We start from the raw sequence: 24,145 nt of genomic DNA on the forward strand, positions 1-24,145 counted from the left end.
ACGCAAATCATGGCCCTGACAGCCGCAGTAAAAAGCCAGATAGCGCAGTGGTATAAAGCGCTTCAGCAGCAGGTGCCTGATTTTATTCCGCGTGCGCCGCAGCGCCAGATGATCGCCGAAGTAGCGAAATGCCTGGCGGGTGACGACGCGCGTCATCTGGCGGTCGAAGCGCCGACCGGCGTGGGAAAAACCCTCTCTTATCTGATTCCGGGCATCGCAGCCAGCCGCGCTCAGGAAAAGCAGCTGGTGATCAGCACCGCCAACGTGGCGCTGCAGGATCAAATCTTCACCAAAGATCTGCCGCTGCTGAAGAAAATCATCCCCGATCTCACTTTTACCGCCGCCTTTGGTCGCGGGCGCTATGTCTGTCCGCGCAATCTGGCGGCGATGGCGGCCGATGACGATCAGCAGGGCGATCTGCTGCTTTATCTGGACGATGACGCCGTCAGCAGCACCAAAGAAGAACAGACGCAGTGTGGCCGCTTACAGAAATCGCTGGATCGCTACCAGTGGGATGGTCTGCGCGATCACAGCGAGGAGAACGTCAGCGACAGCCTGTGGCAGCGACTCTCTACTGATAAAGCGAGTTGTCTGGGTTCGCACTGCCACTGGTATCGTGAATGTCCGTTCTTTGTGGCGCGGCGCGAAATCGAGCAGGTGGATGTGGTGGTGGCGAACCATGCGCTGGTGATGGCGGCGATGGAGAATGAGTCGGTGCTGCCACCCGCTAAAAACCTGATGCTGGTACTGGATGAAGGACATCATCTGCCGGAAGTGGCCCGCGATGCGCTGGAGATGAGCGCCGACATCACGCCGGGCTGGAGCAGCCTGCAGCTCGACCTGTTTATCAAGCTGGTCGAGAGCATTATGACCCAGACGCGGCCAAAATCGCCGCCGCCGCTGGCGAATCCGGAACGGCTGAAGGCGCACTGCGATGAGCTGCGCGAACTGCTGACTATTACCGCGCAGGCGCTGAATCCGTTGCTGCCGCCCAATAACCAGCCGGGCGAATTTCGCTTTGTGCTGGGCGCGCTGCCGCAGGAGCTGCTGGATCTCTGCGCCCGGCTGTTTAAACTCAGCGATGCCCTGCGGGGACTGAGCGAAGGCCTGATTAATGCGCTCAGCGAGCAGACCGGCAAGGTCGATATGGTGCGGCTGCATCGCAACCTGCTGCAGCTCAACCGGCAGTTTGGCTGGTTCGAATCGGTAAGCAAGCTCTGGCGGCTGGCGGCGATGGAAAAAGCCTCTGGCGCGCCGGTATCGAAGTGGATTACCCGCGAGCTGCGCGAAGGCCAGGCGCATCTGCTGTTTCACTGCGCCGGCATCCGCGTCAGCGACCAGCTGGAGAAGATGCTGTGGCGCAAAATTCCGCATGTCGTAGTCACCTCCGCCACGCTGCGATCGCTCAACAGCTTCAATCGCCTGCAGGAGATGTCGGGGCTTAGCGAAAAAGCGGGCGACCGCTTTGTGGCGCTCGACTCACCGTTTAACCATGTGGAGCAGGGCAAGCTGGTGATCCCGCAGATGCGCCTGGAGCCGCTGATGACGCACGAAGCGGAGCACATTGCCGAGATGGCCGGGTTCTTCCGTCAGCAGATGACGGAGAAGAAGCATAAGGGTGTACTGGTGCTGTTTGCCAGCAACCGGGCGATGCAGCAGTTTGTGGCCTGTCTGCCCGATCTGCGGCTCTCAATGCTGGTGCAGGGCGATCAGCCGCGCAGCCGCCTGGTGGATCTGCACCGTCAGCGCGTTACCCAAGGTGACACCAGCATTCTGATTGGCCTGCAGTCCTTTGCTGAGGGGCTGGATCTCAAAGGCGATTTGCTGAGTCAGGTGCATATCCACAAAATCGCTTTTCCCCCGGTGGACAGTCCGGTAATTTTGACCGAAGGCGAATGGCTGAAAAGCCTGAAGCGCTATCCGTTTGAGGTGCAGAGTTTACCCAGCGCCTCATTTACCCTGATTCAACAGGTCGGACGCCTGATTCGCAGCCATCAGTGTTATGGCGAAATTGTGATTTACGACCGCCGTCTGCTGAGCAAATCCTACGGCAGCCGGTTGTTAGCCGCACTGCCGATTTTCCCGATTGAGCAGCCGGAAACGCCAGAGCCGGCAGCGATACCGGCCACCGTGGTGCCAAAGCACACCGTGCGTAAACGCCGTCCCACGCGGCGCTGAGCCGCGCACTTAACCGGAAGCGAGTGATGGAACTGAATAAAATCATTAAAGAGGTGGGTCGCGGTAAAAATCATGCCCGCGATATCGACTTTGATACTGCCGTGGCGCTCTATGGCGCGATGCTGGCGGGCGAAGTGCCGGATCTGGAGCTGGGCGCTATTCTGATTGCGCTGCGTATTAAAGGCGAAGGTGAAGCCGAAATGCGCGGCTTTTATCAGGCGATGCAGGCGCAGATGATGCAGCTGCGTGCGCCGGAAAACCGCCCGATGCCGGTGGTGATCCCCAGCTACAACGGTGCGCGTCGGCAGGGCAATCTGACGCCGTTGCTGGCGTTGCTGCTGGTGAAACTTGGCTTCCCGGTGCTGGTACACGGCGTCAGCGACGACGCGACACGCATCACCAGCGAAGCGGTGTTTGCCGCGCTGGGTATCGCCCCCGTCACCACCGCAGAGGCGGCGCAGGCAAAACTCAATCAGGGCCTGGCATTTATCACCATCGATCATCTCTGCCCGCCAATGGCGAAACAGCTATCGCTGCGCTGGCGGATGGGGGTGCGTAACAGCGCGCACACGCTGGCAAAACTGGCTACGCCGTTTGCGGAGCGGGCCGCGCTGCGGCTGTCGAGCGTCTCGCATCCTGAATATATACCGCGTGTGGCGAAATTCTTCAGCGACATCGATGCGCCTGCGATACTGCTCAATGGCACCGAAGGGGAAGTCTATGCGAATCCCCAGCGCTGCCCGGCGATCAGTATGATTCAGGGCGCAGGCGCGGAAGCGGAAGTGTGGGTTGAGCGTCAGCCGGAAGTGGCGGTAGAACTGCCGGCAGACAAGACGGCAGAAGTGACTGCGCGCTGGATTGAAGAGGTACTGAATCAGCAGCGCCCGGTGCCTGCGTCACTGCGACTGCAGCTCGCCTGCTGCCTGCGCGCCAGCGGCCAGTGCGACTCGCTGGCAGCGGCAGAGCAGCAGATCTTCGCCGCCGGGTACTGACTCAGGCTACCGGCAGCGCCTTTTCAACCAGCTTCTGCCAGAAACGGATGCCAATCGGCAGCAGCGCGTCGTTGAAGTCATAGCGGGCGTTGTGCAGCGGCGCAGAGGGCGCTTCGCCGTCTGCGCCCAGCCAGAAGTAAGCGCCGGGACAGGCTTCCATCATGCAGGCAAAATCTTCTGACGCCATTGACGGATTAACCTGCCAGTGAACCTGTTCAGCACCCAGTGTTGAGAGCGCCACCTCGCGCACCTGCTCAGCCGGTGTCACATGGTTGGCGGTGACCGGATAGCCCGGCAGCCACTCAATCTCACCGCTCACGCCAAACGGACGCGGCAGGGTTCCGACAAACTCATCAATCAGCCCGCGCACTTTTTCGCGCACGCTGGTCTGCAGGCAGCGCACCGTGCCGCGTAAGACAATCTGCTCCGGGATGACGTTAATCGCTTCACCACCGTGAATCTGCGTCACGCTGACCACGGCTGACGCCAGCGGCGAGAGCCGGCGGGACGGAATGGTCTGCAGCGCCAGAATCAGCTCGGCCGCCACCACCATCGGGTCGGCACCGCTTTCCGGCATCGCCGCGTGGCAGCTTTTGCCGTGCAGCGTAATTTCAAACGAATCCAGCGACGCCATCATCGCGCCAGGGTTGACCGCCAGTGAGCCAAGCGGCAGTCCCGGCCAGTTGTGCATGGCGTAGATCGCATCCATCGGAAAACGCTGGAACAGCCCCTCTTCCACCATTTTACGTGCCCCGCCCAGATTCTCTTCGGCAGGCTGAAAGATGAAATGCACCGTGCCGCTGAACTGACGTGTGGCGGCCAGCTGGCGGGCGGCAGCCAGCAGAATAGCGCTGTGGCCGTCGTGTCCACAGGCATGCATCACGCCTGGCGTCGCAGAACGCCACTCGGCATCACCTTTTTCCGTAATCGGCAGCGCATCCATATCTGCACGCAGCCCGATAACCGGGCCGGGACCATTTTCCAGTGTGCCGATGACGCCGGTGCCCGCCAGGCCACGGAACACCTGCAATCCCGCCTGCGCTAACTCTTCCGCAATAAACTGGCTGGTTTGCTGTTCCTGGTAACCTAATTCGGGATGGCGATGAAACTCACGACGCCAGCGCAGGGCATCTTCAAGCAGGGCAGGGGAAAGGGTCATGCAGAGTCGCGCTCCATACAGAATGAGAAGATTTCACTTTAGTGGTCGGGTGATGCGGCGTCTATCGCCGTCAGGACTAAATCTGGCTATAGGCTAAATCAAAATGGAATAAGTAATAAGGAAGTGATGTTTATGCCAGAGGGTAAGAATGGAATAGCGGGGGAAAACGGGGCAAGCTGCTGCTCGCCCCGGTCAAAGGATTACTTCTGCATCGGCAGGTTCAGGCCATGTTCAGCCGCGCACTGCTGCGCCAGCTCATAGCCTGCGTCGGCATGACGCATCACACCGGTGGCCGGGTCGTTCCACAATACGCGACCCAGACGCGCATCAGCTTCTTTGCTGCCGTCACAGACAATCACCACACCGGAGTGCTGTGAGAAGCCCATGCCGACACCGCCGCCATGATGCAGGCTGACCCAGGTTGCGCCGCCTGCGGTATTCAGCAGGGCGTTGAGCAGCGGCCAGTCAGAGACCGCATCGGAGCCGTCTTTCATCGCTTCGGTCTCACGGTTAGGAGAGGCGACCGAGCCGCAGTCGAGATGGTCGCGGCCAATCACGACCGGCGCTTTCAGCTCGCCGTTGCGGACCATTTCGTTGAACGCCAGACCGGCAAGATGCCGTTCACCCAGTCCCAGCCAGCAGATACGGGCAGGCAGGCCCTGGAAGGCGATGCGCTCCTGCGCCATATCCAGCCAGCGGTGCAGCGTTTTGTGGTGCGGGAACAGCTCTTTGAGTTTGGCGTCGGTCTTGTAGATATCTTCCGGATCGCCGGAAAGCGCGACCCAGCGGAACGGGCCTTTGCCTTCGCAGAACAGCGGACGGATATAGGCTGGCACAAAGCCAGGGAAATCGAACGCGTTGCTGACACCCTCGTCCAGCGCGACCTGACGAATGTTGTTGCCGTAATCTACGGTCGGGATGCCCATATGGCAGAAGTCGAGCATCGCCTGGACATGAACCGCCATAGAAGCACGGGCTGCTTTCTCAACGGCTTTCGGCTGTGAGACGCGCTCCTGCTGCCAGCGCGCCAGATCCCAGCCAATCGGCAGATAGCCATTAATCGGGTCGTGCGCCGATGTCTGGTCGGTCACGATGTCCGGCTTCGGCCCGCCCGCCTGGGCGCGTTTCACCAGCTCCGGCAGGATCTCAGCGGCATTGCCCAGCAGGCCGACCGAAATCGCTTTTTTGGCGGCGGTGGCTTCGCTGATTAACGCCAGCGCTTCATCCAGCGTGGTGGCTTTGTAGTCCACGTAACGGGTACGCAGACGGAAATCGATGCGCGACTCCTGGCACTCAATCGCCAGCACACAGGCCCCGGCCAGTACACCTGCTAATGGTTGTGCGCCGCCCATGCCGCCCAGCCCGGCGGTGAGGATCCAGCGGCCACTCAGATCATTGTTATAATGCTGACGGCCCGCTTCCACGAAAGTTTCATAGGTGCCCTGCACGATGCCCTGCGCGCCAATGTAGATCCAGGAACCGGCGGTCATCTGGCCGTACATCATCAGGCCCGCTTTATCCAGCTCATGGAAGTGATCCCAGGTCGCCCAGTGCGGCACCAGGTTGGAGTTTGCCAGCAGCACGCGCGGCGCATCCGCGTGCGTGCGGAAGATGCCGACCGGCTTGCCGCTCTGAATCAGCAGCGTCTCATCCGGCTGCAGCGCCCGCAGCGAACGCAGGATCTGCTCGAAGCATTCCCAGTTGCGTGCTGCCTTACCGATGCCGCCGTACACCACCAGATCTTCCGGACGTTCGGCGACATCGGGATCGAGGTTGTTCTGAATCATGCGGTAAGCCGCTTCAATCAGCCAGTTGGCGCAGTGCAGCGTAGTACCGTGTGGTGCACGAATCTCACGTGCCACAGCCTGAGAAAGAGTTTCGCTCATGAAGGATTCCTTAATTCAAAAAGTTGGGCGCATGCTCGGCAGCAGCGCGGTCAATGCCTGAGGCCAGTCAGCGCGACTTGCCCACTGACGCATTGCCTCGATATCGGGTGCCAGCAGACGATCTTCCTCAAGGAAGGCAACCTGCTCGCGAATGGTGTCAATGGCCTGCTCAATCAGCGTGGAGCTTTTGAGTGGTCGGTTAAATTCAATGCCCTGCGCCGCGGCCATCGCCTCGATGCCCACTACGGCGGCGCTGTTAAAGCACATGCTGCCGAGACGGCGGGCGGCGTAAGTCGCCATGGAGACGTGATCTTCCTGATTCGCTGAGGTCGGCAGACTGTCGACGCTGCCCGGATGGGCCAGCGATTTGTTCTCAGAAGCCAGCGCGGCGGCGGTGACCTGGGCGATCATAAAGCCGGAGTTCACGCCGCCGTCACGCACCAGGAAGGGCGGCAGGCCGGATAAGCCGCTGTCCAGCAGCAGCGCCAGTCGCCGTTCCGAAATGGCACCCACTTCGGCAATTGCCAGCGCCAGGATGTCAGCGGCAAAAGCCACCGGCTCAGCGTGGAAGTTGCCGCCGGAGATCACATCGCCGCTGTCGCTGAATACCAGCGGGTTGTCCGAGGCGGCGTTCGCTTCGATTTCCAGAATTCGCGCCGCGTGGCTGACGTTGTCCAGGCAGGCGCCCATTACCTGGGGCACGCAGCGGATGGAGTAAGGGTCCTGAACGCGGCCACAATGGGTATGCGACTGCAGAATTTCACTGCCCTCAATCAGGGTGCTGACAGCGGCCGCGACGGCAATCTGGCCCTGCTGGCCGCGCGCCTTGTGGATGCGGGCATCGAACGGTTTCAGCGAGCCTTTGATCGCTTCCAGCGACAGCGCACCGGCCATCAGACCGGCGGCAAACAGGTTCTCACCTTTAAACAGGCCGCGCAGCGCCAGCGCAGTCGAAACCTGGGTGCCGTTGAGCAGCGCCAGGCCCTCTTTCGGACCGAGCACAAACGGCGACAGGCCCACGCCTGCCAGTCCCTCGGTTGCCGGGATTAGCGTGCCATTGACCCGCACCTGACCTTCGCCCAGCAGCATCAGCGACATGTGCGCCAGCGGTGCCAGATCGCCGGAGGCACCGACTGAACCTTTTTCCGGAATGCAGGGCATCACGCCCGCGTTGAACAGCGCCAGCAGCGCCTCAACCAGTTCGATACGCACGCCAGAGTGACCGCGCGCCAGGCTGATGATTTTGGTGGCGACCACCAGGCGGGTGACATTGTCAGGCAGCAGATCGCCCAGACCCACGCTGTGTGACAGCACCAGATTGCGCTGCAGATCCGCCAGCCGGCTGGCCGGGATTTGCGTCTGTGCCAGCTTGCCAAAGCCGGTATTAATGCCATACACCACGTTGCCGGAGGCGACAATCGTCTCCACGGTCTGCTGCGCCGCCGCAATCGCCTGACGCGCACTGTCGTCAAGACTCAGCGTGACGTTACCCTGATAGATAGCGCGTAATGTGGCGAGGTCCACCTCGCCGGGCACCAGGCGCAATGCCTGAAACGAACCTGACATAGTCTACTCCTGTCTATACAAGTGTGCTGGCAAGGCTAAGCTGCTTTCCATGCCCTGAACCAGCGGAATAATGCGAGTGAAACATAAGCGTTAATTCTTGTCTATGCTTGTCTATACAATCAAACAGACTAAGCAAGTGCCGTGCCAGACCGATCACAAAAATCGAATGTCCACCTGGCGCGGGTCGCGGGTTAAACGCGACGGAGGGAGTGCACCATCAGGATGCGCAGACTGCACCAGTGGGGCACGGCGTGCGCTACTGGATGTATATACATTTACGCAGTGAGACAGTAAACTTAAGGGACTTTCAGCATAAGGAACAGCAAATGGTCGAGCATACGGCACTGGCACAACTGGCGGCGGCGATGAGCGATGAACCGGCCCCGATTTATCAGCGGGTGAAGCAGGCCATCGTCAGCCAGATCCGTGAAGGGTTGTGGAAAGCGAATCAGCGTGTGCCATCAGAAAGTGAACTGGTGAATGAGCTGGGCGTCAGCCGCATGACCATTAACCGGGCGCTGCGCGAACTGACCAGCGAAGGTTTTCTGGTGCGGATGCAGGGCGTCGGCACCTTTGTGGCGGAGATGAAAGGCTATACCGCTATGCTGGAGGTGCATAACATCGCCGATGAGATCGCTCAGCGCGGTCATCAGCACAGCTGTAAAATTCTCGCCATCGGTCAGGATAAAGCCGATCCTGAGCAGGCCGCCGTGCTGGGGCTTACCACCGGACAGACGCTCTATCATTCGCTTATTGTGCATTACGAAAATGATCTGCCGGTGCAGCTTGAGGATCGTCTGGTCAATCCGCTGGTCGCGCCCGACTACCTGACGCAGGATTATCAGCAGATGACGCCCTATACCTATCTGATGCGGGTCGCGCCGCTGACGGCAGGCGAGCACATTGTTGAAGCGGTGCTGCCCGATGCGCGTCAGCGTAAACATCTGTCGCTGGATGAACACGAACCCTGCCTGCTGATTCGCCGTCAGACCTGGAGCGACACAAAAATCGTCACCTATGCGCGACTGCTCTATCCCGGCTCACGTTACAAACTGCTGGGCCGCTTCAGGGGACACGGTTAAGCCGGGTAAACAGCAGCCGGGCATCCGACCCGCACGGGCTGAGTTGTGTTTCCTCATCGACCCACCACGCGCCCTGTTGCGCGGTCAGCCTTTCCCCGTCAGCGGTCTGCCACGCCCCCGCCAGCACCCAGGCGACGCCGTGCAGACTACTGACCGGCGCGGTAGCCACCTCCACCGTAGCCTGCCATTCACCGCGTCGGGTCATGATATTAAAATCTTCGCTGACGCTACCCTGCAGCTGCGCTGTTAAGGCGAGTTCTCCGGCAAACGCCCAGGGCTTTTGCGGGGTTAAAAGGTGCTGCACGCCGGGCGCGGTTAACAACACCGGATCGCCATGCAGCAGGGTAATCACCCGATCAATGTCCGGAAAGGCGGAAAAGGGACCATCCTGCGCCAGGGTCGCAATGCTGGCGCGCCAGCCGAAATGCTCAGCGCCGGGCGGGAAGCTGATGATCTCGCGGGTTTCGCCGCCGCCGTTGCGCCAGCGGCTGACCGCCAGATCGTCGTACCTGAACCGGGCGATCATCGCAGTGCCGCCATCGCCTGAGCAAAGCGTGCTGCACACGCCGCCTGCTGCGGATGCACCCCATCTTCAACCACGGCCTTACCCGCCACATAAACGTCCCGCATCTGATCGCGCTGTCCGGCAAACAGCCAGCGGTTCAGCACCGCATGTGAATCCACGCTGCCGAGCCATGCATCATCGCGCAGCACCAGCCAGTCGGCACGTTGTCCCACCGCCAGCGCGCCTTGCTGAATGCCGCACGCCTGGGCGCTACCCGCCGCGGCCTGCTGCCACAGCAAATCGCCTACCGAGGGCTGGCCGGGCAGGGTAATCCGGTTGCGACGCTGGTCACGCAGCCGCTGCGCATACTCCAGCCAGCGCAGCTCCTCCTGGGCGCTCAGCGAGACGTGACTGTCGGAGCCGATGCCCCAGCGTCCGCCCTGCGCAATATACTCCACTGCCGGAAAAATGCCGTCACCGAGGTTGGCTTCGGTGGTCGGACAGAGACCCGCTACCGCGCCACTTCGCGCGAGACGCGACAGTTCATCTTCATCCAGATGGGTGGCGTGGATCAGGCACCAGCGTGCATCCACCGCAAAGCGGTTCAGCAGCCAGGCTACCGGACGCTCGCCGCTCCACGCCAGCGAGTCATTGACCTCTTTCTGCTGTTCAGCCACATGAATATGCACCGGCAGCGCCGGATCGCTGGCCGCCAGCACCTCGTGCATCTGGTTTTCGCTTACTGCCCGCAGCGAATGGAAACAGAGGCCACGGTTCAGCAGGGGCCGCTGCTGCTGCCACGCATCCAGCCGCGCCTGCTGTTGCAGGTAATGGTCAGTCTGCTGGATAAAGCGCTTCTGACCCGCCGCCGCAGGCTGGCTGCCAAAGCCGCTGTAGCTGTAGAGCACAGGCAACATTGTCTGGCCGATACCGGCAATCTCCGCCGCTTCAATCAGCTGTTGCAGCATCGCGTCATCGCTGTAGGGCGCGCCGCTGGGATCGTGATGGAGATAGTGAAACTCTGCTACCTGGGTGTAGCCGCCTTTCAGCATCTCGATGTAGAGCAGGGCGGCAATATCACCCACCTGCTCTGGCGTCAGGCGCTGCACCATGCGGTACATCAGGTCCCGCCATGTCCAGAAGCTGTCCTGTGGATCGCCCGCCACTTCGGCCAGACCCGCCATCGCCCGCTGGAAGGCGTGCGAGTGCAGGTTGGCGATGGCCGGGATCACCTCGCCGTTGAGGCGGATGGCCTGATCGGCGTGGCTGTCCGGGGAAATAGAGTCGATAAAACCGGCCTGATTGACCGTAATACGTACCTGCTGCTGCCAGCCCTCCGCCAGCAGTGCGCGCGGGGCAAAAAAAGTCGCCATGGTTGATCCTCATCGGATGTGGTTGTATATACATATACATACTTTGAGGCACAGTGTAAACGGCGGAGGCATGAGGCAGCGATGACAGAAGAGATGCGCGTAGAGGCGGTGTGGACGGGGGCCGACCTGGTCACCATGCGTGACGGAAAGTACCATCTGATCCCACAGGGCGCACTGGTGGTGCGGGCGGGCAGGCTGGTGTGGGTCGGGCCTGAAGCGGAGATGCCCGCCTTCGTCGCCGATCGGCATCATCGTCTGCCAGGCGGTATCGTGACGCCGGGGCTGGTGGATTGTCATACTCACCTGGTGTTTGGCGGCGACCGCAGCCAGGAGTTTGAACAGCGTCTGAATGGCGTCAGCTACGCAGAGATTGCCGCGCAGGGCGGAGGCATTCTCTCCACCGTGCGCGCCACCCGCGCGGCGACGGAAGAGGAGCTGGTGGCTTCGGCCCGCTGGCGACTCAATCGCCTGCTGGCCGAGGGTGTGACCACCGTGGAGATTAAGTCCGGCTATGGTCTGGATGAAGAGAGCGAACTGCGAATGCTACGGGCGATTCGTCAGCTGGGCGAGAGCGTAGCCGCCGATGTCCACGCCACCTGCCTGGCAGCGCATGCCTTTCCGCCGGAGTTTAAGCACGATCCGGATGGCTGGGTCGACATCATCTGCGACCGTCTGCTGCCGCAGGTTCAGGCGCTGGGGCTGGCGGATGCGGTGGATGCCTTCTGTGAGCATCTCGCCTTTTCCCCGGAGCAGGTGGCGCGGGTGTTTGACCGGGCGGTGGCGCTGGGCATGCCGGTGAAGCTGCATGCAGAACAGCTTTCCGCGCTGGGCGGTGCTGCACTGGCGGCCCGCTATGGTGCGCTTTCAGCTGATCATCTTGAATATGCCACCGAAGAGGATGCCAGGGCGATGGCGCAGCATGGCACCGTGGCGGTGCTGCTGCCCGGTGCGTTTTATCTGCTGCGCGAAACCCAGCGTCCGCCGGTGGATCTCTTCCGCCGCCACGGCGTGCCGATGGCGCTGGCCAGCGATGCCAATCCCGGCACCTCGCCCGCGCTGTCGCTGCGACTGATGCTCAATATGGGCTGTACGCTGTTTGGCATGACGCCGGAAGAGGCGCTGGCGGGCGTCACCCTGTGGGGGGCAAAAGCGCTGGGGCTGGCGGAGAGTCACGGCTCGCTGGAGGCGGGTAAAGTGGCAAACTTCGTCCACTGGCCGCTGGCCCGTCCGGCAGAACTGGTTTACTGGCTGGGTGGTGAACTGCCCTGTACCGTTATCTATCGTGGAGAACCGCAATGAACCCTTTCTATTTTTCCCAGGGCAGCCTGCCGCTGCTGGTCAGCATTCCCCACGCCGGTACTGAACTGACGCCTGAGGTAGACGCCGGATTGAGCGAGGCCGCGCGCGGCCTGCCCGACACCGACTGGCATATCCCGCTGCTGTATGATTTTGTGCGTGACCTCGGGGCCAGTGTGTTAATCGGCCGCTATTCCCGTTTTGTAGTCGATCTTAATCGTCCGCCCGATAATCAGCCGCTCTACACCACCGCCACCACCGGCCTGTTCCCGGAAACCCTGTTCGACGGCACGCCAACCTTTGCACCAGGCAAAACGCCCGATGCCACAGCGCGTCAGAGCTACATCGAGCAGATCTGGCAACCTTACCATCAGCAGATTCAGCAGGAGCTGGCGCGGCTCAAAGCGCAGCACGGCTATGCGCTGCTGTTTGACGCGCATTCCATCGCCAGTGAAATCCCCCGCCTGTTTGAGGGGCAGCTGCCCGATATCAACATTGGCACCAACGATGGCGCGAGCTGCACGCCTGAAATGAGCGTGGCGATTGAGGCGGTGTGTGCGGCCCAGACCGACTACAGCTGGGTGCTCAACGGCCGCTTTAAAGGCGGTTACATCACCCGCGCCTATGGCCAGCCACAGCAGCAGATTGAGGCAGTTCAGCTGGAGCTGGCGCAGCTGAACTACATGGATGAAACCCCGCCTTATGCCTGGCAGCAGGCGCGTGCCGCGGGGTTACAAAAAGTGTTAAAGGCGATGATCCACGCCATGCTGGCGCAGGCCAGACCGCAATAAATCTGCGATGCGCCGCCCTGGTGCAGCGCTGCGCTAATCGGGTGCAGGTGAGAGCAGCCTGTCTGGCTGCTCCCTTGCTTCCGCCTCCATTCGTCGCTTTTGCAGAGCTGGCATAACCTTTGCTTGGTTGTATGTACAAGTGCTGCAGCGCGTGCTCAATCTGAATAAATCCCGTCTGGCTCACAAAATGATAAAGCCGGCAATGAACTGCACTGCGTTAACTTGTATATACATGACATATCATCCTGTGAAATTTATGTTAAATCTCGCAGGGCGATCACCAGGCCGCTACTTTCAGGAGAACCGTATGATGCACCCTCTGATCCTTCGTCGTTTATGTCTCACTACGCTGGTTTCCAGTCTGCTGCTCTGTGGCGTCAGCGCCCAGGCTAAAGAGTGGAAGTCCATCACCATTGCCACTGAAGGCAGTTATGAACCCTGGAACCTCACCCTGCCGGGCGGCAAGCTGGGCGGTTTCGAACCAGAGCTGATGGCGGATCTCTGCCAGCGCATGGCGATTCAGTGCAAGCTGGTGGTACAGAACTGGGATGGCATGATCGCCGGACTGAATGCCGGAAAATATGACGTGATCATGGATGCGATTGTGATTACGCCCGACCGCAAAAAAGTGGTGAATTTCACCGTCCCTTACGCCTCCACGCCCGCCACCTTTATCACGGTAAAAGGGTCACTGCTGCCCGCCGACAGTAAGATCATCAAACTTACCGACGATGAAAAAACCATAGCGCCTGCCATTGCACCCCTGAAAGCCGCGCTGAAGGGCAAAACGATCGGTATCGCCTCCGGCACGGTCTACACGCCGTTTATCGACAAATACTTCAAAGATGTGGCGGATGTGCGTGAATACACCAGCTCAGCCGATGCGATCCTCGATTTGCAGGCCGGACGCATTGATGCGGTGTTTGATGATGTGACCTTTGCACAGTCGATGCTGGCGCGACCGGATAACCGTAACCTCAGCTTCAGCGGTCCGCAGCTGGGCGGTCCGATCTGGGGTGAGGGCGAGGCGTTGGGCGTGCGCATGGCAGACAACGATCTGAAAGGCCGGCTGGATCAGGCGATCAAAGCCGCGCTGGCCGACGGCACAGTGAAAAAGCTGAGCGAGAAGTGGTTCAAAACTGACGTCACACCCTGAGAGAGGTAACGGATGATAAGCCTGCTGAGTTTTGGCCCGGACGGCTGGGGACGGTTAATTCTGAGTGCCACGCTGACCACGCTGCTGCTGTCGTTTGCCGCGCTGCTGGTTGGCGCGGTGGTGGGGTCGGGCGTTGCCGCCGCGAAGTTATCGCCGCACCGGGCGGTGCGCTGGCTGGGGGAAGGTTACTCGGTGATCTTCCGTGGCATTCCTGAGCTGCTGGTGATCTACCTGTTCTACTTCGGCGGATCGGGGTTGATCACGCAGATCGGACAGCTGTTTGGCGCGGACGGCTTTATCGAAGCGCCGCCATTTCTGATCGGGGCGCTGGCTATCGGGCTTATCTCCGGCTCTTACCAGGCGGAAGTCTACCGCGCCGCACGGCTGGCACTGGCGAAAGGGGAGATTGAAGCCGCTGTCGCGATTGGCATGCCGCGCTGGCGCATCCGGCAACGCATTCTGCTGCCGCAGGTGGCGCGCTATGCGCTGCCCGGCCTGTCAAACGTCTGGCAGATGAGCCTGAAAGATTCGGCGCTGGTGTCGGTGACCGGCATTGTCGAGCTGATGCGGGCCAGCCAGATTGCGGCCGGTTCGACCCGTGACTACTTTTCCTTTTACCTGGTGGGCGGAGCCTGTTACCTGCTGCTGACGCTGCTGTCGAACCGCGCCTTTCTGCGCGCCGAATCCCGTCTTGGCCGCGCCTGGCAAAGCCGCACCGCTGCGCAGCATTAAGGAGACTTATGATCGATTTTGCGTTCCTCACTGACACCTTCCTTAAACTCAGCGCTGCACTGCCGGTCACGCTGGGCCTGTTTATCAGTGCGTTTCTCTGCGGAGGCGTGCTGGCAGTAGGTATTCTGGCACTGCGCATGAGCCGCTGGCGGGTGCTGAGCGCGTTTGCCCGTGGTTACATTCTGGTATTTCGCGGCTCGCCGCTGATGATTCAGCTGTTCCTGATCTACTACGGTCTGGGGCAGTTTGGAGTGATCCGTCACAGCGTCTTCTGGCCGTTCCTGCGAGAGCCTTTTACCTGCGCAGTGCTGGCACTGTCGCTCTGTACCGCTGCCTACACCGCGGAGATTCTGCGTGGTGCGCTGCTGGCGGTGCCGCCCGGTCAGGTGGAAGCGGGAATGGCCTGCGGTATGTCGCGCGGGCTGCTGCTGCGACGGATTATCGCGCCGGTGATGCTGCGTTACGCGCTGCCCGCGTACTCTACCGAAGCGATCCTGCTGGTGAAATCGACCGCGCTGGCCAGTCTGGTGACGGTGTGGGATGTCACCGGGGTAGCGCAGCAGATCATTCAGCGCACCTACCGCACCATGGAGGTGTTTCTCTGTGCGGCGGCGATCTACCTGATCCTCAACTTCATTATTGTTCAACTCTATGCCCTGCTGGAGCGGCGTCTGACGCCGGTACATAAACCGGAAAAAAAGCCGTTACTGACCGCTAAGCCGATTACCGGAGGAGAGAAAAATGTCTGAACTGCAACCCGTCACGCTGTCGGCCAGCGATATCCATAAATCTTTTGGTGCCATGGAGGTGCTGAAAGGCATCTCGCTGCAGGCGCACAAGGGCGATGTCATCTCTATTCTTGGTGCCAGCGGATCGGGCAAAAGTACGCTGCTGCGCTGCATTAACCTGCTGGAGACGCCCGATTCCGGCGTGGTCAGCGTCGGCGGTGAAACTATTGAAATGAAGCGCCATGCACGCGGGCATCAGCTGGCGGCCAATCCGCGTCAGATTGAACGGCTGCGTTCCCGACTGGGGATGGTGTTTCAGAGCTTTAACCTCTGGTCGCATCTCACCGTGCTGCAGAATGTCATTGAAGGGCCGCACTACGTGCTGAAGCGCGATAAAAAAGCCTGCATCGCCCAGGCGGAACAGCTGCTGGATCGGGTTGGTCTGCTGAACCGCAAAGACTTCTATCCCGCCCAGCTTTCGGGGGGGCAGCAGCAGCGGGTGGCAATCGCCCGTGCGCTGGCAATGGACCCGGAGGTGATGCTGTTTGATGAGCCGACGTCAGCCCTGGACCCGGAACTGGTGGGCGAGGTGCTGAAGGTCATGCGCAGCCTGGCGGAAGAGGGGCGCACCATGCTGGTGGTCACTCACGAGATGGGCTTTGCCCGCAACGTCTCTAACCGGGTGGTGTTTATGCATCAGGGCACGATTGACTGTCAGGGCACGCCAGAAGCGATGTTCGGCGAGGCGGGATCGACGCGCTTTAAGCAGTTTATCTCCAGTCATCATCAGGTGGAGCCGGTGGTATGAGTGACGTGACGAAGCAGACGCGGGTCTGGGGCGATGGTCCGCTCAGGTGGCAGGAACTGGTGCAGGTTGCCCGGCACGGTGCCACCCTGACGCTGAGCGACAGCGCCTGGCAGCGCATCGCCCAGAGCCGTGAAATCGTCGGCAACATCGTGGCGGCGGGGCAGGTGGCGTACGGTATCAATACCGGGCTGGGGGCGCTCTGTAACATCACGCTGTCTGAAGATGAGCTGGGCCAGCTGTCGCGCAATACGCTGATGAGCCATGCCTGCGGCGTCGGACCGGTGCTGAAAAAAGCGGAGGTGCGCGCCATTCTGTGCGCCGCGATTGCTAACTACAGCCACGGCAAATCGGGTGTCTCAGTGGCGCTGGTGCAGCAGCTGCTGGCGCTGCTGAATCTGCAGATTACGCCACAGGTGCCGTCACAGGGATCGGTGGGGTATCTGACCCACATGGCGCATATCGGCCTGGCGCTGATTGGTATTGGCGAGGTGGAGTGGCGTGGCGAAATCATCCCGGCGCAGCAGGCGCTGGAACAGGCGAGGTTAGCCCCTTACCGGCCTGGCGCAAAAGAGGGGCTGAGCCTGGTTAACGGCACGCCCTGCATGACCGGCTTAGCCTGTCTGGCTCTGGACGATGCTGAACGTCTGCTGGACTGGGCGGATGTTACCGGCGCAATGAGCTTTGAGGCGCTGCGCGGACAGCTGGTGGCCTTTGACCCTGAGGTGCTGGCGCTCAAGGCCAGTCCGGGGATTCAGCGCAGCGGCGAACGTCTGCGCCAGTTGTTACGTGACAGCCCGCTGCTGAACGCGAGCGTCGGCATCCGGACTCAGGATGCGCTGAGCCTGCGGTCGATGCCGCAGGTGCACGGTGCCTGCCGCGATCAGTTCGACCATGCCGCCCGTCAGGTGGAGACCGAACTCAACGCCTGTACCGACAATCCGCTGATTCTGGGCACGCCACAGGCCTGGCGCGTGGTGTCGCAGTCACATCCGCACGGTGAGTCGGTGGCGATGGCCTGCGACCTGCTGGCGATTGCGCTGGCGGAGCTGGGCAGTATTGCTGAGCGACGGCTGGATCGGCTGGTCAATCCGCTTGTCAGCGGCCTGCCGCCGTTTCTGGTTGCGGAGCCTGGCGTCAATTCCGGCATGATGATTGCGCAATATGTGGCGGCATCACTCTGCGCGGAAAACCGTCAGCTGGCGCAGCCTGCGGTGCTCGACAACTATGTGACGTCGGGATTACAGGAGGATCATCTGAGTCTCGGCACCGGGTCGGCGCTGAAACTGCTGAAGCTGGTCAGCAATGTCGATCACATTATCGCGATTGAGTATCTGCTGGCGGCGCAGGCGCTGGAGTTTCATGGTGAATTAGAGCTGGCAGCGGGCACGCGGCGCGCCTGGCAGCTGTTGCGGCAGGTGGTTGATAGCTGGCAGCAGGATCGCTGGCTGGCCCCCGATATCGCCCGCGCGGTGGCGCAGATAAAAGCGCACCGGGCCGATGCGCTTATGGAGTGAGGATTATTTGCGGCGTGCGTCCGGGCGGACTAAATCAAAGCGCTGCGCTTCACTGATCCCGTAATAGGCACTGGGTCCGCCCGCGCGCAGAATCGGCTCGGCTTTGGCGGTCTGATAGATGCCCTCTTCAAGCAGCGATTCATCGATGTGAATCGCCACCGCTTCGCCCATCACCAGCCAGCTGTCGAGCAGGTTACCGCTGGCATCCTGCAGCTGAATCAGTTGCGTCAGGCGGCACTCGAAGTTGACCGGGCTTTCCGCCACCAGGCTGGCACTGACCTGTGACGCGGCCAGCGGCGTTAGCCCGGCAAAGGCGAACTCATCCTGATCGGCAGGCAGTGAGGCAGAACTTTCATTCATCGCTTCGGCCAGCGGACGGGTCGCCAGGTTCCAGACAAACTCTTTGGTCTCTGCAATATTCCGCACGCTGTCTTTCCAGCCGCTGCTGGCGAAACCGATAATCGGCGGATGATAGTTGAAGCAGTTAAAGAAGCTGTAAGGGGCCAGATTGTGCTGACCGCTGGCGCTGACAGAGCTAATCCAGCCAATCGGGCGCGGCCCGATGATGGCGTTCAGCGGATCGTGCGGCAGTCCGTGACCAGCACGGGGTTGATAGGAATAGCGTTTCCGGGTCATAACGTCTCCAGCAGATGATTTTATTTATCTTAGCCCGACAGCATCACCCGACGGAATCGGAAAGAGGTAAGCGGATGGTGCGGGTTTATTTTCCGCCGCCTACAGCGTATTGTACGCGCGCCTGAATAATTGAGAGAACGTATGAAAAAGTCAGCCAGCACGTCGCCCTTCCACGCCCGCAATCGCCATCAGGGCGAATACGATTTTGCCGCGCTAACCGCTGCCCATCCGCCGCTGGTGGCGAAAGTCCGGCCTAACGGTTATGGCGTGCAGTCCGTGGATTTCGCGGACCCGGAGGCGGTAATGCTGCTGAACCAGGCGCTCATCAAACTGTTTTATGACATCGACTGGCAACTGGCCCCCGGCTCACTCTGCCCGCCTGTGCCAGGACGCGCTGATTATCTGCACTACCTGGCCGATCTGATGGCGCTGGACAACAACGGCGCGATCCCGGCGGCGGACGTGCTGGATATCGGCTGCGGCGCAAACTGCATCTATCCACTGATTGGTGCGGCGGAATATGGCTGGCGCTTTACCGGCACCGAAATTGATGAAGCCGCCATCAAAGCCGCTAACCGCATCGTCGCGGCTAACCCACGCCTGACGCGCCAGATCCGTCTGCGTCGTCAGAAAAACAGCGATGCGGTGCTGGCGGGCGTGGTCAGCAAAAATGAATTTTTCAGCGCGGTGATGTGTAATCCGCCGTTCCACGCGTCGGCTGAAGAGGCGTCCTCGGGATCGCAGCGTAAAGTGCGCAATCTCGGGCTGGATAAGAGTGCGCCACTTAACTTTGGTGGGCAGCACAATGAGCTGTGGTATCCCGGTGGCGAAAAGGCGTTTATCGGCAAGATGATCGCCGAGAGCGTGGCGTTTGGTCGCCAGATTGGCTGGTTTACTTCATTAGTTTCGCGCAAAGAGAATTTACCGGCGCTGGAAAAACAGCTGCAGGCGCTCGACGTCGAAGAGGTGCGGGTGGTGAATATGGCGCAGGGTCAGAAGCAGAGCCGCTTCCTGGCGTGGAGTTTTATGCCTGCCGCACAGCGCAGCAAGCTGCTGAGTCGCCTGGGGAACTGAGGCATCTCATTACGCAGGTAACAGGAATCTCTCTGCTGAGAAAAAAGGACGGGCTGCGATGCGGCCGTTTCAGACTACTGACAAACCCAATCAGGGTTGCTCTGGCAGCAACACATTAGCTAATAGCGCAGGGAACACGGACAGAGGAGGAAAGCGTCCCGCGCCATGGACGGCGCGGGACGAGCGACCAGGGATGGTTTAAGCGACTTTCCGATCTGCCCGTGTTCCCTTCGCAGGGTCGGTCTCACAGCTGGGCAGGGCAGACTTTGCCAACAATCAAAACGGGCCGCTTAGCGGCCCGTTTTGATCAGGAGACGTGCTGCAGGAATTCGCGCAGACGTTCGCTGGGGGGATTGCTGATCAGACTGTCGGGATCCCCATCTTCCGCAATCCGGCCTTTGTCGATAAAGATCAGACGCGAGGCGACCTTCTGCGCAAAGCCCACTTCGTGCGTCACAATCACCATCGTCATGCCTTCTTCCGCCAGATCCTGCATCACTTTCAGTACTTCGTGACGTAACTCCGGGTCCAGCGCAGAGGTTGGCTCATCAAACAGCATCATCTTCGGCTTGACCGCCAGCGCACGGGCAATCGCCACACGCTGCTGCTGGCCGCCGGACAGCTCGGACGGGAAGTGATGCGCACGCTCTGCCAGACCTACTTTGCCCAGCAGCTCTCGCGCCAGCTGGCGTGCTGCCTCTTTACTGGCACCGCGCACCCGGATGGGACCAAAGGCGACGTTGTCCAGCGCACTCATCTGTGGGAACAGATGAAACTGCTGAAACACCATCCCGGCTTCCTGACGGATCAGGCGGTCATCGACTTTCGGGTCGTTAACGCGCAGGCCATCAACAATCAGTTCGCCGCTGGTGATCTCTTCCAGCTTATTAATGCAGCGCAGCAGCGTCGATTTACCGGAACCGGATGGGCCGATAATCACCACCACTTCACCCTGGTTAATCTTCAGATCGATATTGTGCAGCACCTGGGTCTGGCCAAAATGCTTGGAGACATCTTTAAATTCAATCACAGGATTTTCACCCTTTTCTCAATGCGGCGCAGCACAAAGCTCAACACCAGCGTAATCACCAGATAGATGATCGCGACGGCGCTCCAGATTTCCAGAGCGCGGAAGTTACCGGCAATAATCTCCTGACCCTGACGCGTCAGTTCAGCAACACCGATAACGATAAACAGTGAGGTATCTTTGATGCTGACAATCCACTGGTTGCCCAGCGGCGGCAGCATACGACGCAGTGCCAGCGGCATAATCACGTAGCGCAGTGTCTCGCGGCTCGACAGGCCAAGCGCCAGTCCGGCTTCACGGAATCCCTTGTTGATCGACAGCACGGCACCACGGGTGATCTCGGCAATATACGCGCCGGAGTTAATCATGATGGTCACCACGGCGGCGGTGAAAGGATCAATACGCAGGTCAGGGAATGCCATCGGCAGCGCAAAGTAAATAAACATCACCTGCACCACGATAGGGGTGCCACGGATGATTTCGATAAACACCAGGGCGATGTTATTGGTGATCCAGCCACCGTAAGCGCGGGCAAAACCGGCCACCAGCCCGATAAACAGGCCGCCAACCAGGCCAATGATTGAGATAATTAAGGTCAGTTTGGCGCCTTCGAGCAGCGCTGGCATGGCGGGCCAGATGACGCTCCAGTCAAACTCCATGGTGTCACTCCAGATATGTTGCGATGGAAAAAAGCAGGGAAAAAGTTTCCCTGCTGAAATCAGATAACGGGCAAATTATTATTTAGGCTCAGTGCCGAACCATTTTTTATAAAGCGTGTTGTAGGTGCCGTTCTCTTTCAGGGTTTTCAGTGCGCCGTTTACCTTCTCACGTAAATCGTCGCTGCCTTTCGGGAAGGCGATGCCATACTGCTGCGCTTCAATCGAATCGCCTACCGCTTTAAAGCGGCCTTTACCCGCGGTGTGGATGAAGTACAGGATGTTTGGCGTGTCGTGCAGCACCGCGTCTGCACGGTTGGTGCCCAGCTCCATGTAGGCGCTGTCGATGTTCGGGAACTGACGCAGATCTTTCGATTTGATGTTGGCTTTGGCGTACTCCACAGAGCCGGTGCCGCTTTTCACTGCGACGACTTTGCCGTTCAGATCGCTGATGCCTTTGATGTTGTTTTCATTGTTACGCACCATCACCTGCAGACCGCTTTTGTAATAGCCATCAGAGAACTCGATCGCTTTTTTACGTTCTTCGGTAATGGTGATACCCGCCAGTGCCAGATCGACATTGCGCGTTTGCAGTGCAGGGATAATGCCGCTGAAGTCCATTGGCTTCAGGGTGTAATCGAGCTTCAGCTCTTTCGCAATGGCATCCCACAGATCCACGTCAAAACCGACATATTTGTCACCCTGTTTGAATTCAAACGGAACAAAGGCGGTATCGGTAGCGACGACCAGCTTCTTTTCTGCTGCAGTGGAAGAGAGAGAGAAGGCCAGCGCCAGCGCGGCCACAGAAACTTTTAACAGTGACTTCATCATTTTTCCTTTTTTTACTACCAGGCGGCAGGGCCTGCGTTTGCGGCTTGTCATATGAAAGAATTATGCCAACTTTGCAAAATCCGCGAAATCAGAGAGTTAAATAACACAGCTGACACGATTTTGCAGTTAATTCTGCCATTGCACCTTATTGGTGCTCAACTTTGGTGCAGATAACTGTTTTGGTGCAAGCGGTAGTTTGCCTCAGATGTTAAGGCTGTGAAGCGGGGGAGGGAAGAACTGTTAACAGGGTCATAAAATTGCGGTAACACAGACGTAAAAAAGGCGGGTTTCCCCGCCTGATTGAGTGCAATACGTGTTATTCAATGTTGGCTTCAATGAACCACAGGAATTTGTCCAGATCGCGCGATGCCGCAGTAAAGATGTCAGCGGTATCTTCGTCTTTTACTTCTGAAATCGCTTTACGGGTATCGTTCGCCACAACGCTGTAACGGTCTGCCAGCGCTTTCAGATGATCCTGCACACTGTGGATATTCAGCGGATAGCTTTTCAGCGGAGTCTTGTCATTCACAACCTGCGTGGTGCCCAGCGCCACGCCACCCAGCTGAACCACACGCTCGGCAATGGTGTCCTGATGGTCAGTAATCGTAGTGCGGAAGCCATCCAGCATCTCATGCACACCGATAAAATTAGCACCGCGCATGTTCCAGTGCGCCTGCTTAGTGATCAATGACAGGTCAATAAACTCGACTACCAGACGGTTTAACACCGCGATGGTGGCTTTCTTCTCATCTTCGGCCACGTCGTTGCGGGTGTAAATCAGGTCAGAAGATTTCGTTTTAACCAATTTAGCGGTACTCATCGTTTCAGTCCTCTCTTTGATGGTTGTCCTAATCAAGTACCGGATAAGTATAGCAGCGCTTTTGAGCTTTGCAGAAACGACTTTGACGATGGATGAAATAGCGTGTGTCTTTATTAAAGGCCGGGCTGGACGGGTAAAGTTAAAGCTATGTTAAAATATAACTATTATTAAATAGTCATTTAAATCATAACATTATAAGTAGTTGTAAATAACAGGTAAGTGACTGTTTCAAAATAGGATGAGCCGTAAAGCGCAGCGGTTAAGAATAATTCTCATGCTGAGCATGATTGTTATTTCGCCCGCCAGCGTGGCGGGCTGAAATCGCTTATTTATGCCTGTCGTCTGATAATTCAACGCTGCTTAACTGATTCTTTTTCGGACGCATAGTCAGTGTTGAACCGGCTGAGGCGATGATGATGGCCAGCAGCGCCAGCCACTGAAGTCCGGTCAGCGTTTCCCCCAGAAACAGCATGCCGGAAAAGGCGGCCATGGCGGGTTCAAGACTCATCAGCGTGCCGAAAATGCGCGCCGGTAAGCGGGTGAGGGCGATCATCTCCAGTGAATAGGGAATGGCGCTGGAAAGCAGCGCGACCAGCAACGCGATCGGCATCACCGCCCATGTCCAGATGCCGCTTTCGGCGAACGTCAGCCCAAGCGGCACAAAAATGACCGAGGCGATCAGCGAACCGATGGCTACCGTTGCGGGGCCATGCTCTGCACCTGCCCGTTGTCCTGCCAGGATATAGATCGCCCAGCAGGCACCTGCACCCACTGCCAGCGCTGCGCCCAGCGGGTCAATCGCGGTCATGTCTGTACCAAACGGCAGCAGGAACCACAGGCCAATTACCGCCAGCAACACCCAGACAAAATCCAGTGGCCGGCGCGATCCAAACAGCGCCAGCGCCAGCGGGCCGGTAAATTCCAGTCCCACCGCCACGCCCAGTGGCACGGTACGAATCGCCAGATAAAACGTGAAATTCATGGTGCCCAGAGCCAGTCCATACATCAGCAGGGGCAGACGCTGCTCCCGGCTGAAGCGTAAACGCCAGGGCTTGAAAATGACGCAGAGTATCAGGGTACCAAAGCCTAAGCGCAGTGCGGTAATCCCGGTGGCACCTACAGAAGGAAACAGGCTTTTTGCCAGCGAAGCGCCGCCCTGCAGCGACAGCATCGCAATCAGTAGCACGGCAATCGGCATGACTATCGGGGCAAGATTTTTGGAAGCGGGAGAGGCAGACATCCTGTGTACTTTTCCTGGTCAAAAACGTAATGAGTCAGCCAGTGTAAAGGAAATAGCGGGCAAAGAATCACGGAATCGCGTTTTAAATCTGACTT

General features: G+C 59.2%; 22 protein-coding genes. 11 read left to right on the plus strand and 11 right to left on the minus strand.

Annotated elements, in window-relative coordinates; all coding sequences use genetic code 11:
- Nucleotides 1-9: 9 nt before the first annotated feature.
- Entirely contained in the window at nucleotides 10-2,178 is a 2,169-nt protein-coding gene (gene dinG, locus IBT54_RS02860; protein ID WP_201251542.1) for an ATP-dependent DNA helicase DinG, read from the plus strand.
- 26 nt (nucleotides 2,179-2,204) lie between these two features.
- A complete protein-coding gene (gene ybiB, locus IBT54_RS02865) occupies nucleotides 2,205-3,170 on the plus strand; it encodes a DNA-binding protein YbiB (protein ID WP_095707486.1) in 966 nt (321 codons plus the stop codon).
- 1 nt (nucleotide 3,171) lies between these two features.
- Here the strand turns inward: ybiB and IBT54_RS02870 are convergent, their stop codons facing one another.
- From IBT54_RS02870 to hutH (IBT54_RS02880), 3 genes are all read right to left on the minus strand, one after another.
- The gene (locus tag IBT54_RS02870; RefSeq protein WP_201251543.1) at nucleotides 3,172-4,329 is read right to left on the minus strand and encodes a M20 aminoacylase family protein; all 1,158 of its coding nucleotides are present in this window, start codon (nucleotides 4,327-4,329) and stop codon (nucleotides 3,172-3,174) included.
- 200 nt (nucleotides 4,330-4,529) lie between these two features.
- Nucleotides 4,530-6,215, minus strand: a complete 1,686-nt coding sequence (gene hutU / locus IBT54_RS02875) for a urocanate hydratase (protein WP_013357234.1) — start codon at nucleotides 6,213-6,215, stop codon at nucleotides 4,530-4,532.
- A gap of 15 nt (nucleotides 6,216-6,230) precedes the next feature.
- Entirely contained in the window at nucleotides 6,231-7,781 is a 1,551-nt protein-coding gene (gene hutH / locus IBT54_RS02880; protein ID WP_201251544.1) for a histidine ammonia-lyase, read from the minus strand.
- A gap of 326 nt (nucleotides 7,782-8,107) precedes the next feature.
- Here hutH (IBT54_RS02880) and hutC point away from each other — a divergent pair, with 326 nt between their 5' ends.
- The gene (gene hutC / locus IBT54_RS02885; RefSeq protein ID WP_013357236.1) at nucleotides 8,108-8,863 is read left to right on the plus strand and encodes a histidine utilization repressor; all 756 of its coding nucleotides are present in this window, start codon (nucleotides 8,108-8,110) and stop codon (nucleotides 8,861-8,863) included.
- Here the strand turns inward: hutC and IBT54_RS02890 are convergent.
- Entirely contained in the window at nucleotides 8,847-9,389 is a 543-nt protein-coding gene (locus IBT54_RS02890) for a HutD family protein (protein WP_201251721.1), read from the minus strand. The genes hutC and IBT54_RS02890 overlap by 17 nt on opposite strands.
- Nucleotides 9,386-10,741 (minus strand): formimidoylglutamate deiminase, encoded by a 1,356-nt coding sequence (locus IBT54_RS02895; RefSeq protein ID WP_201251545.1) that lies wholly within the window; start codon nucleotides 10,739-10,741, stop codon nucleotides 9,386-9,388. Before IBT54_RS02895 ends, IBT54_RS02890 begins: the two co-directional genes overlap by 4 nt.
- An 81-nt stretch (nucleotides 10,742-10,822) precedes the next feature.
- On the opposite strand from IBT54_RS02895, the gene hutI reads away from it, so the two are divergent.
- From hutI to hutH (IBT54_RS02930), 7 genes are all read left to right on the plus strand, one after another.
- Nucleotides 10,823-12,040, plus strand: coding sequence for an imidazolonepropionase (hutI, locus tag IBT54_RS02900; protein ID WP_110331588.1), 1,218 nt, complete (start codon nucleotides 10,823-10,825; stop codon nucleotides 12,038-12,040).
- Nucleotides 12,037-12,828 (plus strand): N-formylglutamate deformylase, encoded by a 792-nt coding sequence (gene hutG / locus IBT54_RS02905; RefSeq protein WP_201251546.1) that lies wholly within the window; start codon nucleotides 12,037-12,039, stop codon nucleotides 12,826-12,828. Before hutI ends, hutG begins: the two co-directional genes overlap by 4 nt.
- A gap of 307 nt (nucleotides 12,829-13,135) precedes the next feature.
- Nucleotides 13,136-13,984, plus strand: a complete 849-nt coding sequence (locus tag IBT54_RS02910; protein ID WP_201251547.1) for a transporter substrate-binding domain-containing protein — start codon at nucleotides 13,136-13,138, stop codon at nucleotides 13,982-13,984.
- A gap of 12 nt (nucleotides 13,985-13,996) precedes the next feature.
- Complete coding sequence (locus IBT54_RS02915) at nucleotides 13,997-14,716, plus strand: ABC transporter permease (protein WP_013357242.1); 720 nt, start codon at nucleotides 13,997-13,999, stop codon at nucleotides 14,714-14,716.
- Nucleotides 14,717-14,724: 8 nt separating this feature from the next.
- Nucleotides 14,725-15,465, plus strand: a complete 741-nt coding sequence (locus IBT54_RS02920; protein ID WP_107319453.1) for an ABC transporter permease — start codon at nucleotides 14,725-14,727, stop codon at nucleotides 15,463-15,465.
- Nucleotides 15,458-16,252, plus strand: coding sequence for an ABC transporter ATP-binding protein (locus IBT54_RS02925; RefSeq protein WP_013357244.1), 795 nt, complete (start codon nucleotides 15,458-15,460; stop codon nucleotides 16,250-16,252). The genes IBT54_RS02920 and IBT54_RS02925 overlap by 8 nt, the downstream gene beginning before the upstream one ends.
- Complete coding sequence (gene hutH, locus IBT54_RS02930) at nucleotides 16,249-17,766, plus strand: histidine ammonia-lyase (protein ID WP_201251548.1); 1,518 nt, start codon at nucleotides 16,249-16,251, stop codon at nucleotides 17,764-17,766. The genes IBT54_RS02925 and hutH (IBT54_RS02930) overlap by 4 nt, the downstream gene beginning before the upstream one ends.
- Nucleotides 17,767-17,769: 3 nt before the next feature.
- Here the strand turns inward: hutH (IBT54_RS02930) and IBT54_RS02935 are convergent, their stop codons facing one another.
- Entirely contained in the window at nucleotides 17,770-18,402 is a 633-nt protein-coding gene (locus IBT54_RS02935; RefSeq protein WP_013357246.1) for a flavin reductase family protein, read from the minus strand.
- Between the two features lie 141 nt (nucleotides 18,403-18,543).
- Here IBT54_RS02935 and rlmF point away from each other — a divergent pair, with 141 nt between their 5' ends.
- Nucleotides 18,544-19,476 (plus strand): 23S rRNA (adenine(1618)-N(6))-methyltransferase RlmF, encoded by a 933-nt coding sequence (gene rlmF / locus IBT54_RS02940; protein ID WP_195857188.1) that lies wholly within the window; start codon nucleotides 18,544-18,546, stop codon nucleotides 19,474-19,476.
- A gap of 307 nt (nucleotides 19,477-19,783) precedes the next feature.
- Here rlmF and glnQ read toward each other — a convergent pair whose 3' ends face one another.
- From glnQ to rhtA, 5 genes are all read right to left on the minus strand, one after another.
- Entirely contained in the window at nucleotides 19,784-20,506 is a 723-nt protein-coding gene (gene glnQ / locus IBT54_RS02945) for a glutamine ABC transporter ATP-binding protein GlnQ (protein WP_010254327.1), read from the minus strand.
- Complete coding sequence (gene glnP / locus IBT54_RS02950) at nucleotides 20,503-21,162, minus strand: glutamine ABC transporter permease GlnP (RefSeq protein ID WP_013357248.1); 660 nt, start codon at nucleotides 21,160-21,162, stop codon at nucleotides 20,503-20,505. The genes glnQ and glnP overlap by 4 nt, the downstream gene beginning before the upstream one ends.
- 78 nt (nucleotides 21,163-21,240) lie before the next feature.
- Nucleotides 21,241-21,987: a glutamine ABC transporter substrate-binding protein GlnH gene (gene glnH, locus IBT54_RS02955; protein WP_013357249.1), complete on the minus strand. Its 747-nt coding sequence runs from the start codon at nucleotides 21,985-21,987 to the stop codon at nucleotides 21,241-21,243.
- Between the two features lie 319 nt (nucleotides 21,988-22,306).
- A complete protein-coding gene (dps, locus tag IBT54_RS02960) occupies nucleotides 22,307-22,810 on the minus strand; it encodes a DNA starvation/stationary phase protection protein Dps (RefSeq protein WP_013357250.1) in 504 nt (167 codons plus the stop codon).
- A gap of 325 nt (nucleotides 22,811-23,135) precedes the next feature.
- Entirely contained in the window at nucleotides 23,136-24,050 is a 915-nt protein-coding gene (rhtA, locus tag IBT54_RS02965) for a threonine/homoserine exporter RhtA (protein WP_013357251.1), read from the minus strand.
- Nucleotides 24,051-24,145: the final 95 nt, after the last annotated feature.

It is taken from the genome of Pantoea sp. S62 (assembly GCF_016658625.1).
GTDB lineage: Bacteria > Pseudomonadota > Gammaproteobacteria > Enterobacterales > Enterobacteriaceae > Pantoea > Pantoea vagans.

Coding starts and splice junctions, on each gene's coding strand:
- IBT54_RS02935 (WP_013357246.1), bottom strand. CDS start 18,402: ATGACCCGGAAACGCTATTCCTATCAACCCCGTGCTGGTCACGGACTG.
- IBT54_RS02920 (WP_107319453.1), top strand. CDS start 14,725: ATGATCGATTTTGCGTTCCTCACTGACACCTTCCTTAAACTCAGCGCT.
- IBT54_RS02895 (WP_201251545.1), bottom strand. CDS start 10,741: ATGGCGACTTTTTTTGCCCCGCGCGCACTGCTGGCGGAGGGCTGGCAG.
- dinG (WP_201251542.1), top strand. CDS start 10: ATGGCCCTGACAGCCGCAGTAAAAAGCCAGATAGCGCAGTGGTATAAA.
- hutG (WP_201251546.1), top strand. CDS start 12,037: ATGAACCCTTTCTATTTTTCCCAGGGCAGCCTGCCGCTGCTGGTCAGC.
- IBT54_RS02915 (WP_013357242.1), top strand. CDS start 13,997: ATGATAAGCCTGCTGAGTTTTGGCCCGGACGGCTGGGGACGGTTAATT.
- IBT54_RS02890 (WP_201251721.1), bottom strand. CDS start 9,389: ATGATCGCCCGGTTCAGGTACGACGATCTGGCGGTCAGCCGCTGGCGC.
- hutU (WP_013357234.1), bottom strand. CDS start 6,215: ATGAGCGAAACTCTTTCTCAGGCTGTGGCACGTGAGATTCGTGCACCA.
- rhtA (WP_013357251.1), bottom strand. CDS start 24,050: ATGTCTGCCTCTCCCGCTTCCAAAAATCTTGCCCCGATAGTCATGCCG.
- hutH (WP_201251548.1), top strand. CDS start 16,249: ATGAGTGACGTGACGAAGCAGACGCGGGTCTGGGGCGATGGTCCGCTC.
- IBT54_RS02870 (WP_201251543.1), bottom strand. CDS start 4,329: ATGACCCTTTCCCCTGCCCTGCTTGAAGATGCCCTGCGCTGGCGTCGT.
- rlmF (WP_195857188.1), top strand. CDS start 18,544: ATGAAAAAGTCAGCCAGCACGTCGCCCTTCCACGCCCGCAATCGCCAT.
- hutH (WP_201251544.1), bottom strand. CDS start 7,781: ATGTCAGGTTCGTTTCAGGCATTGCGCCTGGTGCCCGGCGAGGTGGAC.
- hutI (WP_110331588.1), top strand. CDS start 10,823: ATGACAGAAGAGATGCGCGTAGAGGCGGTGTGGACGGGGGCCGACCTG.
- glnH (WP_013357249.1), bottom strand. CDS start 21,987: ATGAAGTCACTGTTAAAAGTTTCTGTGGCCGCGCTGGCGCTGGCCTTC.
- IBT54_RS02925 (WP_013357244.1), top strand. CDS start 15,458: ATGTCTGAACTGCAACCCGTCACGCTGTCGGCCAGCGATATCCATAAA.
- glnP (WP_013357248.1), bottom strand. CDS start 21,162: ATGGAGTTTGACTGGAGCGTCATCTGGCCCGCCATGCCAGCGCTGCTC.
- ybiB (WP_095707486.1), top strand. CDS start 2,205: ATGGAACTGAATAAAATCATTAAAGAGGTGGGTCGCGGTAAAAATCAT.
- hutC (WP_013357236.1), top strand. CDS start 8,108: ATGGTCGAGCATACGGCACTGGCACAACTGGCGGCGGCGATGAGCGAT.
- IBT54_RS02910 (WP_201251547.1), top strand. CDS start 13,136: ATGATGCACCCTCTGATCCTTCGTCGTTTATGTCTCACTACGCTGGTT.
- dps (WP_013357250.1), bottom strand. CDS start 22,810: ATGAGTACCGCTAAATTGGTTAAAACGAAATCTTCTGACCTGATTTAC.